The organism is Lacrimispora struthionigena, from assembly GCF_048627165.1.
Taxonomy (GTDB): Bacteria; Bacillota; Clostridia; order Lachnospirales; family Lachnospiraceae; genus Lacrimispora.
This window is the reverse complement of sequence record NZ_JBMBWP010000002.1, coordinates 2,989,131-3,003,119: the sequence shown is the minus strand read 5'-3', so window position 1 is coordinate 3,003,119 and position 13,989 is coordinate 2,989,131. Positions and strand designations below refer to the sequence as shown.

Sequence of the window (13,989 nt, the reverse complement as noted above, 5' to 3'; positions counted from 1 at the left end):
TTCATGCAATTAGCAAGGGTTTCATTTCCTTTTTTCTTTAAAACGCTTATAGAAAAATTTATCAATAAGCGCTATTGACATTGTATACAGTATTCATATATAATGTATTCATACAAAGGTCCTAGGAATTATAACCTTTGATGACACTTATTTATAAATGACACTTATTATAAAGATTTTTTATGGAGGTACAAACAAATGAGACCGGAATGGAGAGCTTTTAACAACGGCATCTGGGAACACGAGATTAATGTCAGAGACTTTATTCAGAAGAACTATACCCCTTATGATGGGGATGATACGTTCCTTGCAGGACCCACCAAAAAGACAGAGGAGCTGTGGGCACAGGTTATGGAATTAAGCAAACAGGAGCGTGAAGCAGGCGGTGTCCTTGATATGGATACAAAGCTGGTTTCCACTATTACTTCTCATGGCCCGGGATATTTAGACAAGGACAAAGAAACAATTGTTGGCTTCCAGACAGATAAGCCTTTTAAACGTTCCCTGCAGCCTTATGGTGGTATCCGAATGGCAGAAAAGGCTTGTGCAGACAATGGTTATACCATTGATCCGGAAATAAAAGAATTTTTCAGCGTTCACAGAAAGACTCATAATGCAGGCGTTTTTGATGCTTATACAGAAGAAATGCGTAACTGCCGCTCCAGCCACATCATCACCGGACTTCCGGATGCTTACGGCCGCGGACGTATTATCGGTGATTACCGAAGAGTCGCTCTTTACGGAATTGACCGCCTGATCGAAGACAAGGAAGAACAGAAGGACACAACCCGTTCTACCATGTATTCTGAAATAATCCGTGAAAGAGAAGAATTATCCGAGCAGATCCGTGCTTTAAAGGAATTAAAGAAACTTGGATCTATTTATGGATTTGATATTTCAAAACCTGCCATGAATGTAAAGGAAGCAATTCAGTGGACTTACCTGGCTTACTTAGCTGCAGTTAAGGAACAGAACGGTGCTGCCATGTCCCTTGGACGTACTTCTACTTTCATTGATATTTATGCTCAGAGAGATTTGGAAGAAGGCACTTACACAGAAGAAGAAGTTCAGGAATTTGTTGATCATTTCATTATGAAGCTTCGTCTTGTGAAGTTTGCCCGTACACCAGAATACAATGAGCTTTTCTCAGGAGATCCTACCTGGGTAACAGAGTCTATCGGTGGTGTGGGTATTGACGGACGTCCTCTTGTAACAAAGATGTCTTTCCGTTACCTTCATACACTTGAGAACTTGGGCACTGCACCAGAACCTAATTTAACAGTTCTCTGGTCCACAAAGCTTCCTGATAACTTTAAGCGTTTCTGCGCAAAGACTTCCATCGCATCCTCTTCTATTCAGTATGAGAATGATGATTTAATGAGAGTTACCCACGGTGATGACTATGCCATTGCCTGCTGTGTATCTTCCATGAGAGTCGGAAAGGAAATGCAGTTATTCGGAGCACGCGCCAACCTGGCAAAATGTCTTTTATATGCCATCAACGGCGGTGTGGACGAAATCACAAAGAAACAGGTAGGCCCGAAATACCGTCCTGTTACTTCTGAGTATTTAGATTATGATGAAGTAATGGATGCTTATAAGGATATGATGCAGTGGCTTGCAAATGTTTATGTAAACGCGTTAAACATCATTCACTATATGCACGACAAATACAGTTATGAGCGCATTCAGATGGCTCTTCATGATAAAAAAGTAACCCGTTGGTTTGCAACCGGAATCGCTGGTCTTTCCGTTGTAGCCGACTCACTTTCCGCTATTAAATACGCTAAGGTGAAAACAATCCGTGATGAGAATGGTATTGTTGTGGATTATGAAATTGAGGGAGATTTCCCGAAATACGGAAACAATGACGACCGCGTGGATCAGATTGCAAATGATCTGGTACACACCTTCATGAACTTTGTGAAGTCAAATCACACTTACCGCGGAGGAATTGCTACAACTTCCATCTTGACAATTACTTCCAATGTAGTATATGGTAAAAACACAGGAGCAACACCTGACGGACGTAAGAAGGGTGAAGCGTTTGCACCTGGTGCAAACCCAATGCACAGAAGAGATACTCACGGTGCTGTCGCATCTCTGGCATCTGTGGCCAAGCTTCCATTTAAGGACGCTCAGGATGGTATCTCCAACACCTTCTCAATCGTACCAGGAGCTCTTGGTAAAGAGGATAAGATCTTCACCGGAGACTTGGAAGTGGATCTTGAGCTGGCTTTAAACGAGGACCAGAAGTAAGGAGTGGCTGTTATGGCAGATCCGAATGAAAAACAAATTGATGATATCGTTTCAATGCTGGATTCCTTTATGACCAACAACGGCGGTCATATGAATATCCTTGTAGCTGAGGACGGTACCGTAAATGCCCATAAGACTATGGCAAAAACAATTACTACTACCAATTCTCTTGACTGTGCCGAAGGCGATGTAGCCTGCCGCGTTCCTACCCTGTTTAAGGGCATGGACCGGGAAGAAGATGAGCTATAGACAGTCAGGAATAACAAATGAACGAAAACACATAAGGAGGATAATACAATGGCAAATATCAGTGCATCTCAAATTGACAATCTCGTAAACTTATTAGATGGCTATGTACAAGAAGGCGGACATCACTTAAATGTCAACGTTTTTACAAAGGATACTCTTCTGGACGCACAAAAGCATCCGGAGAACTATCCTCAGCTGACCGTTCGTGTGTCTGGTTATGCAGTTAACTTTATCAAGCTTTCAAAAGAACAGCAGGATGAGGTTATCTCCCGTACATTCCACAGCAATATGTAACAATCAGAAAAGAAGGCGAAGCACTTATGACAGGACGTATCCATTCCATTGAAAGTTTTGGTACCGTCGACGGTCCAGGCGTGCGCATGGTGGTATTTTTTCAGGGCTGCCCCATGCGCTGCCAGTACTGCCACAACCCGGATACCTGGGAGCTGGCAGGCGGCAGTCTGATGACAGTTGAGGAAATATTAAAGCAATATGAGTCGTCCCGGCATTTTTACCGGGGCGGAGGTATCACAGCCACAGGCGGTGAGCCGCTGATGCAGCTGGATTTTCTTACCCAGCTGTTTGAGGCAGCAAGAAAAAAGGATATTCATACCTGTCTGGATACCTCTGGAGTGACATTTAATAGAGGCAATGAAGAATATTTAAGGAAAATAGACCGTCTTCTTGCTTCAACCAGTCTGGTCATGTTGGATATCAAGCAGATTAATGATATCAGACACAAACCCTTAACTGGTCATTCCAATGCAGCTATTCTGGATTTTGCCCGCTATCTTGATGAAAAAGAAATTCCTGTCTGGATCCGTCATGTGGTGGTGCCCGGCATCACAGACGAAGCCGCAGATTTATACCATCTTGGTCGCTTTATCGGACAATTAAAAAACGTGAAGGCCCTTGATGTCCTTCCCTATCATGATATGGGAAAGGTGAAATATGAAAGTATGGGGATGGATTATCCGCTGAAAGGCGTTCCACCTTTATCAAAGGAAGATGCTCTATCGGCTAAGAAGATCATTCTTACCGGAATCAGGGATGCCCGCACTGATGCGCCTGATCCCTATTGCTCCTAAAATTAAACATTAATTGTTACATTTTCTACTTGATTAAATTTTATTAATAGTATAAAATATAGAAAAATGTATAGAATATAAGGAGGTTATTTATCATGGCACGTGTTATTAGTGACGCTTGTGTTAGTTGTGGTTCATGCGAAGGCGAATGCCCAGTAAGCGCTATCAGCCAGGGTGATTCTCAGTTTGTTATTGATGCAGATGCTTGTATCGATTGCGGCGCATGTGAAGGTGTATGCCCAACAGGAGCTATTTCTGAAGCTTAATTATTTGAATACATATATGCCTCTTCCGTAAGGGAGGGGCATTTTGTTATTGATTTTCATATCTTTTTATTATCACTGATGTTAGTTGTGAAAGGAAGTTAGTATGAGAAAACCGCTGATAGGATTGACGCCTGCCCACGATACGGATAATAATGATATTAAGATGAGACCTACCTATTTACGTGCTTTAAAGGCTGCGGGGGGGATTCCTGTTGTTATACCGCTGGAGGCGGATGAGGAAGAACTGAAGCAGTTGACTGATGAGTTGGATGGATTTTTGTTTACTGGAGGTCCGGATGTTCATCCGTTTTTGTTTGGTGAAGAAACTCAGGTACATTGCGGAAATGTATCGGAGGCAAGGGATCGGATGGAGATTGGGCTGCTGCCATTTGTTCTGGAGAAACAAAAACCGGTTCTTGGAATTTGCAGAGGGATTCAGGTGTTGAATATCGCCATGGGCGGGACGATCTGGCAGGATATTTTTTCTATGACAAAATCGGATTTTCCTATCGCACATACGCAGCCATTTGCATATCATATGCCCAGCCATACGGTTTCTTTGAACAAGGGAACGATGCTGAGGGAAATCGCTGGTATGGATACATTACGGGTGAACAGCATGCATCATCAGGCGGTTAAGGATTTGGGGCAGGGACTGATTGCATCGGCTTACTCGCCGGATGGTTTGATTGAGGCAATGGAAATGCCTGGATATCCCTTCTTTGTTGGAGTTCAGTGGCATCCGGAATATCTATGGGAAAAGAATGAGGAAGCTTTTCGGCTTTTTAAGAGGTTTGTAGAAGCTTGTTCTGAGAATTAAGACGTTCTAAAAAATCCGCAGTTTACACTCTCAGTGGCAACTGCGGATTTTTTGCCTGAGCCGCTTCTCGGCTCTTTTTATCTGAAAGTGAGAGAATGCTATAACTTTTTTCCGTTTCGACCAAATTTCTTTTTGCGATTGAAGAAGGGGATCTTGGATGCTGCAGCTTCTGCACGGCCTTTGTTATCTTTCTGATAGGTACGAAGCAGCTCGTCCAACTGTTTGTAGCGCTCTTCTTCTTTTTCTTCTTTCAGGTTCATTAAGTACTCCATTTCCTTAATGACCTTGTCATTGACCAGATTGCTGACATCCTGGCTCAACTGCTCATTATTTAACTCCAACGCACGTCCAATGATGTGATTCATGATTTCCTGAAACTGTTCCATCTTTCCCTGTGCAATAGAGACCTGTGCTGTGTTATGTACCTCCAGGCCTGACTCGCCGTCTTCTCCGGCTAATCCACTGTCTTTTAATTCCTGGGTCATCTGCCCCTCCAATAACTCATCAGGTATAACCGGATCCTTCCCGTCCCCAATGACTTTTTCAAGCGCTGTCTTAATGGCTTTTAACTGATATCCCTTTTCCTTTAAGTCCTTGATCTGCTTGAATAAACGGATGTGTGCTTCGGTGTAATACCGGTGTCCCATTTCATTCCTGGGAATGTTTAACTCTAGCTCGTCCTCCCAGTATCTAAGGACATGGGATTCTACATCAACCTTTTTTGATGCATCCGATATTAAGTAATGTATCTCAGCCATAGCTATATCCTCTCCTTTGGTTCGTTTAGTTTTCATAACCTTACTATTTATATCTTATGCTGGTATGATACGGATTATGAATAAGATGTTGAAATTTTTTTTATGGGGTGAGGGGATTTTTCGAGGGGGGGGGGACGGGAAGATAAAGAAAAAGATAAAGGGATGGGGGGGACGGGAGGCCGCAGGGGCCATCTGGTAGAAAAATTGTGAAACAATTTTTCTACCAGATGGGGAGCGTTCGCTCCATAGAAAAAGGGGTAGGCCCACTCTCAGAAACAAATGCATTTGTTTCTGAGAGTGGGCCTACCCCTTTTTCTATCCTGCTCATTGCCGGGCCATGTTTGCAAACTTCGTATACTCCGGTCTCCAAACCAGATTCACCGTTCCTATCGGACCATTTCTCTGCTTTGCAATAATTACCTCAGCTATATTCGGCATATCAGTATCTTTATTATAATAATCATCTCGATACAAAAACATAACCACATCGGCATCCTGCTCGATCGCTCCCGATTCTCGCAAATCTGACAACATCGGCCGATGATCTGGCCTTGTCTCACAGGCTCTACTCAACTGGGATAGCGCTATTACCGGAGCACTTAACTCTCTTGCAAGGGCTTTTAATGATCGGGAGATCTCGGATATCTCCTGCTGACGGTTCTCTCCGCCTTTTCCGCTTCCGCTCATCAACTGTAAGTAGTCAATAATCACTACGCTTAACCCGTATTCTAACTTCATCTTCCTGCACCTGGAACGTAGCTCCATAATTGAAATTCCAGGGGTGTCATCTATAATTAACTTGGAATTTCCTATTACCCCGATTCCTTCCACTACCGCATCCCAGTCACTATCCGATAACGTTCCTGTCCTTAACTTCTGGGAATCTACATTGGACTCCATGGCCAGCATACGGTTTACTAACTGCTCCTTTGACATCTCCAGACTGAATACCATGGCTGGAAGTCCCTTCTTCACAGCTATGTGATCTACCAGATTCAATACGAAAGCAGTCTTACCCATAGAAGGACGGGCCGCAATCAGAACGAAATCAGACGGCTGAAGTCCGGAAGTCTTATAATCCAGATCAATAAAACCGGTTGGAACTCCAGTAACGGTTCCCTGATTCTTGGAGGCTTCCTCAATTTTCTCCAGTACATTCATGGCTACCTGGCGAATGGGTACGAAATCTCCGGAATTACGGTTCTGGAGTAAGTTAAATATGGTCTTCTCTGTATTAGCCAGAATATCTTCCAGCGGTTCCTTTCCTGCATAACAGGTATTGGCTATATCCTCGTTTATCTTTATCAAACGCCTTAATACAGCCTTGTCCCTCACTATTTTAGCATAGGACCTTACATTCGCAGAGGTTGGAACCGTTGTAATGATGTCTCTTACAAATTCCAGGCTGGATACCTCAGGGGGAACATCTTTTTCCTTTAAACGGTTCTGCAAAGTGATTAAGTCCACCGGCAGATTCTCATTAAAAAGCTCCAGCATGGCCTCAAACATGACGCCATACTGGTGCTGATAAAAATCTCCTGCTGTAACGATCTCGGAAGCAGCAATGATCGCATCCCGATCCATCAGCATGGATCCGATGACGGACTGCTCTGCCTCAATGCTGTGAGGGAGTATCCGTTTGATCAGGGCCTCATCCATATCTGTGCCTCCTAGCTCTCTATTACCTTAACATTTAATTTCGCAGTTACATCCTTATGAAGCTTAACAGGAACCTCATGGGTACCAAATGTCTTTAACGGTTCAGGAAGAACCAGTTTCTTCTTATCAATATCAAATCCAAGCTGGTTTGTGATCGCCTGGGCAATCTCTTTACCAGATACGGAACCAAATGCTCTACCGCCTTCCCCTGCACGAATAGTCAGGGTAATGGAAGCTTCTTCAATCTTCTTACCCAGCTCTCTTGCTGCTTCCAGCTGGTCTGCTGCGATCTTGGCTTCATTGGCTTTCTGAAGCTTTAAGTCATTTAAATTTTTTGTATTTGCTTCCATTCCCAGTTTCTTAGGGAGAATGAAATTTCTTGCATATCCGTCATTGACCTTAACGATCTGTCCCTTTTTTCCCAGTGCTTTTACATCTTCTAATAATACAATATCCATTATGATATGTCTCCCTTCTCTAACATCTCTTTAATAACCGCTTTTACCTGGTTTCTTGCTTCTTCTATGCTTACACCGGCAAGCTGGGCACCTGCAATGGTTCTGTGTCCGCCGCCGCCAAGCTTCTCCATCATCACCTGTACATTGACTTCGTCAATGGAACGGGCGCTTAAATATACCGTATTGTTATACTCTGTCATAACCACAGAGGCCTTAATTCCCGATATATCTAACAGTTCATTGGCTGCCTGTGCGCCTACTACGGTTGGGCTGTCAATTCCCTCAGAGGGGCATGTGCTGATAGCAAAGTTTCCTTCAAAGATCTCGGCCTCTCTCACTGCTTCCGCTTTTGCCTTATAATCATCAAGATCATCCCGGAACAGCTTCCTGACACGGACAACATCTGCACCGTTCCTTCTTAAGAAGGCCGCTGCTTCAAAGGTTCTTACACCTGTCTGATTGGTGAAATTATGGGTATCAATTACAATTCCTGCATATAGAGCATCTGCTTCCGCAGATTTGATCTTAATTCCATCGGCAATGTACTGAAGCACCTCAGCTACCATCTCACAGGCGGAAGAGGCATACGGCTCTACATAAGATAAAACCGCATTATCAATGATCTCACTGCTCTGTCTGTGATGATCCAGAACCACGATGGTTTTCACCATACGAAGGAGCTGGGGTTCATCGGTAATGCTCGGACGGTTCACATCTACTACAACAAGCAGGGTATTGGCATCAACCAGACTGGCTGCTGCATCACCTTTTAAAAATAAATCCTCCGGATAATCCGGATTTCCCACAAACCGGTCCTTCATGGGACGGACGGAAGTGGTAACTTCATTAATAACAATATTAGCCTTTTTGTCCATGGCAGTCGCAATCCGGTAGATACCAACGGCAGCGCCAAAGGAATCGATATCGGTCAGGCGGTGTCCCATAATTAGGATTCTGTCCTTCGTTTCCATCAGTTCCCGCAGTGCATGTGCCTTTACACGGGCCTTTACACGGGTTGTCTTCTCTACCTGGGGAGCTTTTCCTCCAAAGTACTGGATTCGTTCTCCATCCTTGATCACTGCCTGGTCGCCGCCGCGCCCAAGTGCCATATCAATGGCGATTCTTGCAAAATCCAAGTTCTTATAGTAGCTGTCTCCGTTCATTCCAAGACCAATACTTAATGTGACCGACATTTCATTGCCGATATTGACGGTCTTAACTTCTTCCAGAATGGAGAAACGGTTTTCTTTCAATTCTGCAATGTAACACTGCTTGATGGCAATAAAGTACTTATCTTTCTCCAGCTTTTTTACAATTCCATTCATAGCGGTGATGTACTTAGTGATCTTCCGGTCGATGAGTGCAGTTAAAAGAGAGCGGCGTACTTCTTCTACGCTTTCCAGTGCCTCATCGTAGTTGTCCAGATAAATAAGACCTGCGACCATCTTCTGGTCATCTACCATCTGTTTATATGTGAGAATCTCTGTTTCATCAAATAAATAAACTGCCAGCAGCGTCTGTTCTGCATCATTCATTCCTTCAGTTTCGCTCATCAGTTCCGATGCATCGTTCATATGCACTGCTTTGAGCTGAATCTGGTACTTCCTGTCATTGCATACTCCATGAAGTGTTACAGCTCCATCTGCCAGCTTTAGCACATCTTTTGTAATCTCAGGAAATATACCGGTTAAATTCTTTCTCGATGCCCTGATGTGCTTCTCTTCTCCCAGAACCACGGAAAATTCGTCATTCCCCCATAGAATTCTCCCGCTTTCATCTGCAATTGCGTAAGGAATCTCAAGATCATTGAGGAGCTTCTTCTGCATCCAGGAGTACTCTGCAGAGAATTCCACAAGACCGCTTAGCAGACGTCTCTTTCTATAAAAAGAAAGCCAGAAGGCGATACCTGCATACATCAGCGTAAACAGAGCCATAATGATCCCTGCTTTTGCGCTCACTGCACCGATTACTGCATTGGCAACAATTAACAGCCCGGTTAAGTAAAGAGGCCATTGCATGTAGATCCCCAGCTGTCCCTTTATTTTAAACTTCTCTTTCATATTTAACTCCTTATGGAAAAAAGGTTCTTTTTTCACTATCTTCCTATTATAACATAGGATATAGGGTTCGTCCATTAAAAAGCAAAAACGGGAAAGACACGAACCCCTGAGTCTATCTGGCTATTTCAGCCATACTGTCGGCCTCTGCCCCTGACCTTTTCTCTTTATATAAGCGTATTACCTTACTGATCTGCGCTCTTGTGTATGGCTTTACAATAAATGCAAATACACGGATTTTAAATGCTTCCAGTGAAAACCCCGGGATTCCGGACAGAAGCACAACTTCTGGCGGATCAGGGAGTTCGTAAAGCTTGGAGGCCAGCGTAATGCCACTGATATCCGGCATAACAATATCCGAAAAAACAAGATCTACCGGATTATCCTTTATATACTGCATTGCTGTAATGGCCTCCGGAAAGCTTCCGCACAACTCAATTTCACTCATATCTTTTAAAATACCCGTTAGTTTCAACAATAGTTCCTCTGAATTATCTACAACTACAACCCTGATGCTCATAACTCCTCCGCTGGTTCTTTTATAATTTCTTTTAATCGTTATGGAAATATGATAATTATAACGATTATCCTGTTTTAATTCAATGGGCATATACCCCGATCTATCATATTCATTCCCATAAAAAAATGTTTCTAACAAAAAATGGCAGTAAAACCGAAAAAATCCAGCTTTACTGCCCAAAAAAATCAACTATTTAATTGCGTCATCTCCCCGCTCTCCAGTGCGGATTCTGATGGCATCCTGTATATCCGATATAAAAATTTTACCGTCACCATACTCTCCTGTATAAGCTCGTCTGGTAATTGCGGATATCACAGCCTCCGACTGGTCGTCGGTTACAAATAATTCTATTTTTATTTTAGTAAGGAAATTATAATCCACCTCTGCTCCACGGACAAACTCCGTCCAGCCCTTCTGATTTCCGCAGCCCATTACCTGCATAATACTGAGCCCGTTTAATTTCAGTTCGTCCATAATTTCCTTGATATCTTCCAGTTTTTCCGGACGGATAAATGCTTCAATTTTCTTCATATTATAATCCCCCTTCCTTAATCCATACCATTAAATGCAGGATAAGCGGTCTCCCCATGCTCTGAGGTATCAAGTCCTGTCATTTCAGCTCTTCCTGAGACTTTCATTCCTTTGGTTATGGCAGAGGCAATTCCTGCGGCAATCAGAGTACCTGCCACTGCAATCAGGATCGTAATTGCAATTGCACCAATCTGGCGAAGGAATAACTGAATCTCACCGTAAACCAGCCCATTGTATGGCAACGCTGGATTTATGCCTTTATTTGCAAAAATACCGGTAGCAATTCCTCCCCAGATCCCGCCGATTCCATGACAGCCAAATACATCAAGAGCGTCATCGTACTGAAATCTTGGTTTTACCCTGGTGATGAAGAAATAACAGATGGGGCTTACCAGAGCTCCGATTATGACTGAGGCCCAGATTGGAACGAATCCCGCTCCCGGTGTAATTGCTACAAGGCCAATTACTAACCCTGTTGACGTTCCCACCAGAGTAGGTTTGCCATTTTTTATCACCTCAATCAGTACCCACGAAAGCATGGCAGAAGCTGCCGCTGTATTAGTTGTCATAAAAGCATGAGCCGCCAGTTCATTGGCGCCCAAAGCGCTTCCTGCGTTGAAACCAAACCAGCCAAACCACAAAAGTGCGGCTCCAAGAAACACGAAGGGAACATTGTGTGGATGATAAGGTGCTTTTCCAAGATTCTTACGTTTTCCAAGTATGATAGACAGAACCAGTGCGCTTACACCGGAACTGATATGTACCACATCGCCTCCGGCAAAGTCCACAGAGCCCATTTGAAAGAGCAGTCCGCCTCCCCACACCATATGGGCCAGGGGATAATAAATGAGAAGAGACCAAAGCACCATAAAAATAACCAGAGAGGAAAACTTCATACGCTCTGCAACTGCACCTGTGATCAGTGCCGGAGCGATAACTGCAAACATCATCTGAAAAATAGCAAATATAAGTGTATTGGGGTAAGGAAGAGTCACATCGGTTAAGGTATCGAAATTAAGTCCGAACCAGTTAAGATTTCCAATGATGCCTCCAATATCTCCGCTAAAGGACAGGGAAAAACCAACCAGAACCCACATAACAGATCCGATTCCCATCATAATAGCAGAAGACATGATCATATTTACAACACTTTTCCGTTTTACCATACCCCCATAAAAGAATGCTAGTCCCGGGGTCATTAGAAGTACAAGAGCGGAGCTGATCAGCATCCAAGAAATATCTCCATGATCCATAAAAACACCTCTTCCGTTAATTTTGAGCAAAAAAATTAAGCCATAATCGTGTGCGTCTCTGCACTGATTATGGCTTCTTTGCCTTAGAGTTAATTATATAAATTACATTGCTAGACTAATACATGATTTTAGTTTTGTCAAGTAAATTATTAAAGTTGGATTGGTATTTTTATGAAGTGTTTCTAAGCTAATACATTTTCTCCAGTACTTGCGTCATTTTCGGTTTCTTTTCCAACTAATTTTTTTAAACCTTCTATGGCAACAACCACTCCTAATACAAGCAGCAATACTGCAAAAACAAGCTGAAGTGCATTGCCAAATACAAATTTACCCGACAGAGACGAAACTAAGTCCTTAATTTTTAAACCCAAAGCGGTAAAAGTAACTCCCAGCATAATGACCATAGGTCCCCACAGCATAAAGCCCTTCCGGCTGGTTTTCTTTAAGAACACGGCACATGCAATTAACGCCAATGCGGAAAGCAGCTGATTTGCGGAACCAAATAACGGCCAGATACTGCTGTAACCAGCTCTTGATAATGCATAACATAAGATCAGGGTAATAATTGTTGCAAAGTACTTATTGGTCAGGAGCTTATTTAAGGAGCTTCTTTCCTCCTGCGGCGTATCATCAGCAAAAAATTCCTGGAAAGCAATTCGCCCAACCCTGGCTACAGAATCAAGACTTGTCATGGCAAATGCAGAAATAGACAGGGTAATAAGTGTGTAACACAACGTTTCCGGAAGTCCGATTGTTGTTAAAAAAACAGCGATTGCCTTTGCAAAAAGCTGGGGCGGTGTTCCAGCAGGAAGTCCTTCCTTTGTGGCAACAAATCCCGCCGCGATCAGGGCTGCAATTGCAAGGAGACTCTCAAGCAGCATTGCGCCAAAGGAAACCGGCAGCATATTCCTTTCGTTCTTAATCTGTTTTGATGCTGTACCAGACGCCACCAGGGAATGAAAACCGGAAACTGCGCCGCAGGCAATGGTAACAAAAAGGGTAGGAAACAGATAAGAAATGCTTCCGCCTGCACTTACCAGTTTAAATCCGGTAAAGGATGGAAGATTCATGGTAGGATTATACACAATGATTCCAATTACCGATCCCACGATCATGGCTATTAAAAGATAGCTGTTTAAATAATCTCTGGGCTGAAGCAGTGCCCATACCGGAGTTACACAAGCAACTATTACATAAATAAACACAAAAATAAGCCAGATATTCTGAGGGATGTAAATTGGAAAAAGCAGCCCAAGCCCTACAGATAATACAAGAAGACCAATTGCTGTCAGCGTATTAACCATTTTGCCAAATTTGCTGTACTTTAAGAAAAATCCAAGAACTACTGCAAACACAATAAACAGCATTGACGTGGTTGCCACTGCTCCATTGGCAGTCACCGGAGCTCCCTCAGCTGAAAAACCGTTAAATGTACCCGCCACAATATCTGCAAACGCCGCCACTACCAGAATGGAAAACAGCCAGGTAAATAAAAGAAACAGCCGCTTTCCCATTTTCCCTATGTAAAGCTCAATGATATATCCAATGGAACGACCCTTGTTTTTTACAGAGGCATACATGGCGGAAAAATCCTGTACAGCACCAAAAAATACTCCACCAAGCAGGATCCAGAGTAAAACCGGAAGCCAGCCAAACATGGCTGCCTGAATCGGCCCGTTAATAGGCCCGGCTCCGGCTATGGAAGCAAACTGATGACCGAATACAACATTGGTATCTGCAGGAACATAATCTACCCCATCCTCCAGCTCAAAAGCCGGAGTTTTTGCCTCCGGGTCAATCCCCCAGGTCTTTGCAAGATATCTTCCGTAAATGAAATACGCTCCCCCAAGAAATACAATTGCAAGAACCATCATAGTTAAACCATTCATAGAATCTCTCCTTTCATACTCAGACAAAAGCCACATACATTTGTCCCAGATAACGAAAAAAGTCCCTGCATCAAAAGATGCAGAGACGAATGAACCAATCCGCGTTACCACTCTGTTTGCTGCAAATTGCAGCCGCTTAAATCCGCCGCCTGTCGGGCAGCGGCTCTTTGCTAACGGAAAGA

The 13,989-nt window shown here is 43.4% G+C and carries 14 protein-coding genes; 6 read left to right on the top strand and 8 right to left on the bottom strand.

Annotation, left to right across the window (positions count from 1 at the left end; translation table 11 throughout):
- Nucleotides 1-198: 198 nt before the first annotated feature.
- From pflB to ACOAOT_RS23015, 6 genes are all read left to right on the top strand, one after another.
- Nucleotides 199-2,259, top strand: coding sequence for a formate C-acetyltransferase (pflB, locus tag ACOAOT_RS23040; protein WP_420219079.1), 2,061 nt, complete (start codon nucleotides 199-201; stop codon nucleotides 2,257-2,259).
- Between the two features lie 12 nt (nucleotides 2,260-2,271).
- Nucleotides 2,272-2,508 (top strand): hypothetical protein, encoded by a 237-nt coding sequence (locus ACOAOT_RS23035; RefSeq protein ID WP_170824368.1) that lies wholly within the window; start codon nucleotides 2,272-2,274, stop codon nucleotides 2,506-2,508.
- Nucleotides 2,509-2,556: 48 nt separating this feature from the next.
- Nucleotides 2,557-2,802, top strand: coding sequence for an autonomous glycyl radical cofactor GrcA3 (gene grcA3 / locus ACOAOT_RS23030; protein ID WP_277405684.1), 246 nt, complete (start codon nucleotides 2,557-2,559; stop codon nucleotides 2,800-2,802).
- A 26-nt stretch (nucleotides 2,803-2,828) separates the two neighbouring features.
- Entirely contained in the window at nucleotides 2,829-3,596 is a 768-nt protein-coding gene (gene pflA / locus ACOAOT_RS23025) for a pyruvate formate-lyase-activating protein (protein ID WP_420219078.1), read from the top strand.
- Nucleotides 3,597-3,691: 95 nt separating this feature from the next.
- Entirely contained in the window at nucleotides 3,692-3,862 is a 171-nt protein-coding gene (gene fdxA, locus ACOAOT_RS23020) for a 4Fe-4S ferredoxin (protein ID WP_025231031.1), read from the top strand.
- A gap of 103 nt (nucleotides 3,863-3,965) precedes the next feature.
- Entirely contained in the window at nucleotides 3,966-4,682 is a 717-nt protein-coding gene (locus tag ACOAOT_RS23015; protein ID WP_420219077.1) for a gamma-glutamyl-gamma-aminobutyrate hydrolase family protein, read from the top strand.
- A gap of 98 nt (nucleotides 4,683-4,780) precedes the next feature.
- On the opposite strand, the gene ACOAOT_RS23010 is transcribed toward ACOAOT_RS23015, so the two are convergent.
- The 8 genes from ACOAOT_RS23010 to ACOAOT_RS22975 all read right to left on the bottom strand — a co-directional run bounded on the left by ACOAOT_RS23010 (nucleotide 4,781) and on the right by ACOAOT_RS22975 (nucleotide 13,807).
- On the bottom strand, nucleotides 4,781-5,440 hold the full coding sequence (locus ACOAOT_RS23010) for a helix-turn-helix domain-containing protein (RefSeq protein ID WP_420219076.1): 660 nt from the start codon (nucleotides 5,438-5,440) through the stop codon (nucleotides 4,781-4,783).
- A gap of 324 nt (nucleotides 5,441-5,764) precedes the next feature.
- Nucleotides 5,765-7,099, bottom strand: a complete 1,335-nt coding sequence (gene dnaB, locus ACOAOT_RS23005; RefSeq protein WP_104437805.1) for a replicative DNA helicase — start codon at nucleotides 7,097-7,099, stop codon at nucleotides 5,765-5,767.
- 11 nt (nucleotides 7,100-7,110) lie between these two features.
- Nucleotides 7,111-7,557, bottom strand: a complete 447-nt coding sequence (gene rplI, locus ACOAOT_RS23000) for a 50S ribosomal protein L9 (protein WP_420219075.1) — start codon at nucleotides 7,555-7,557, stop codon at nucleotides 7,111-7,113.
- Nucleotides 7,557-9,617: a DHH family phosphoesterase gene (locus ACOAOT_RS22995; protein WP_420219074.1), complete on the bottom strand. Its 2,061-nt coding sequence runs from the start codon at nucleotides 9,615-9,617 to the stop codon at nucleotides 7,557-7,559. Before ACOAOT_RS22995 ends, rplI begins: the two co-directional genes overlap by 1 nt.
- Before the next feature lie 112 nt (nucleotides 9,618-9,729).
- On the bottom strand, nucleotides 9,730-10,134 hold the full coding sequence (locus tag ACOAOT_RS22990; RefSeq protein ID WP_420219073.1) for a LytR/AlgR family response regulator transcription factor: 405 nt from the start codon (nucleotides 10,132-10,134) through the stop codon (nucleotides 9,730-9,732).
- 189 nt (nucleotides 10,135-10,323) lie between these two features.
- The gene (locus ACOAOT_RS22985; RefSeq protein WP_104437808.1) at nucleotides 10,324-10,665 is read right to left on the bottom strand and encodes a P-II family nitrogen regulator; all 342 of its coding nucleotides are present in this window, start codon (nucleotides 10,663-10,665) and stop codon (nucleotides 10,324-10,326) included.
- Nucleotides 10,666-10,682: 17 nt separating this feature from the next.
- A complete protein-coding gene (locus tag ACOAOT_RS22980) occupies nucleotides 10,683-11,918 on the bottom strand; it encodes an ammonium transporter (protein WP_420219072.1) in 1,236 nt (411 codons plus the stop codon).
- 182 nt (nucleotides 11,919-12,100) lie between these two features.
- Entirely contained in the window at nucleotides 12,101-13,807 is a 1,707-nt protein-coding gene (locus tag ACOAOT_RS22975) for a carbon starvation CstA family protein (protein ID WP_420219071.1), read from the bottom strand.
- Nucleotides 13,808-13,989 lie beyond the last annotated feature (182 nt).

Excerpts from the sequence above, each read along its gene's own strand:
- pflB (WP_420219079.1), top strand. The coding sequence starts at position 199 with ATGAGACCGGAATGGAGAGCTTTTAACAACGGCATCTGGGAACACGAG.
- ACOAOT_RS23035 (WP_170824368.1), top strand. The coding sequence starts at position 2,272 with ATGGCAGATCCGAATGAAAAACAAATTGATGATATCGTTTCAATGCTG.
- grcA3 (WP_277405684.1), top strand. The coding sequence starts at position 2,557 with ATGGCAAATATCAGTGCATCTCAAATTGACAATCTCGTAAACTTATTA.
- pflA (WP_420219078.1), top strand. The coding sequence starts at position 2,829 with ATGACAGGACGTATCCATTCCATTGAAAGTTTTGGTACCGTCGACGGT.
- fdxA (WP_025231031.1), top strand. The coding sequence starts at position 3,692 with ATGGCACGTGTTATTAGTGACGCTTGTGTTAGTTGTGGTTCATGCGAA.
- ACOAOT_RS23015 (WP_420219077.1), top strand. The coding sequence starts at position 3,966 with ATGAGAAAACCGCTGATAGGATTGACGCCTGCCCACGATACGGATAAT.
- ACOAOT_RS23010 (WP_420219076.1), bottom strand. The coding sequence starts at position 5,440 with ATGGCTGAGATACATTACTTAATATCGGATGCATCAAAAAAGGTTGAT.
- dnaB (WP_104437805.1), bottom strand. The coding sequence starts at position 7,099 with ATGGATGAGGCCCTGATCAAACGGATACTCCCTCACAGCATTGAGGCA.
- rplI (WP_420219075.1), bottom strand. The coding sequence starts at position 7,557 with ATGGATATTGTATTATTAGAAGATGTAAAAGCACTGGGAAAAAAGGGA.
- ACOAOT_RS22995 (WP_420219074.1), bottom strand. The coding sequence starts at position 9,617 with ATGAAAGAGAAGTTTAAAATAAAGGGACAGCTGGGGATCTACATGCAA.
- ACOAOT_RS22990 (WP_420219073.1), bottom strand. The coding sequence starts at position 10,134 with ATGAGCATCAGGGTTGTAGTTGTAGATAATTCAGAGGAACTATTGTTG.
- ACOAOT_RS22985 (WP_104437808.1), bottom strand. The coding sequence starts at position 10,665 with ATGAAGAAAATTGAAGCATTTATCCGTCCGGAAAAACTGGAAGATATC.
- ACOAOT_RS22980 (WP_420219072.1), bottom strand. The coding sequence starts at position 11,918 with ATGGATCATGGAGATATTTCTTGGATGCTGATCAGCTCCGCTCTTGTA.
- ACOAOT_RS22975 (WP_420219071.1), bottom strand. The coding sequence starts at position 13,807 with ATGAATGGTTTAACTATGATGGTTCTTGCAATTGTATTTCTTGGGGGA.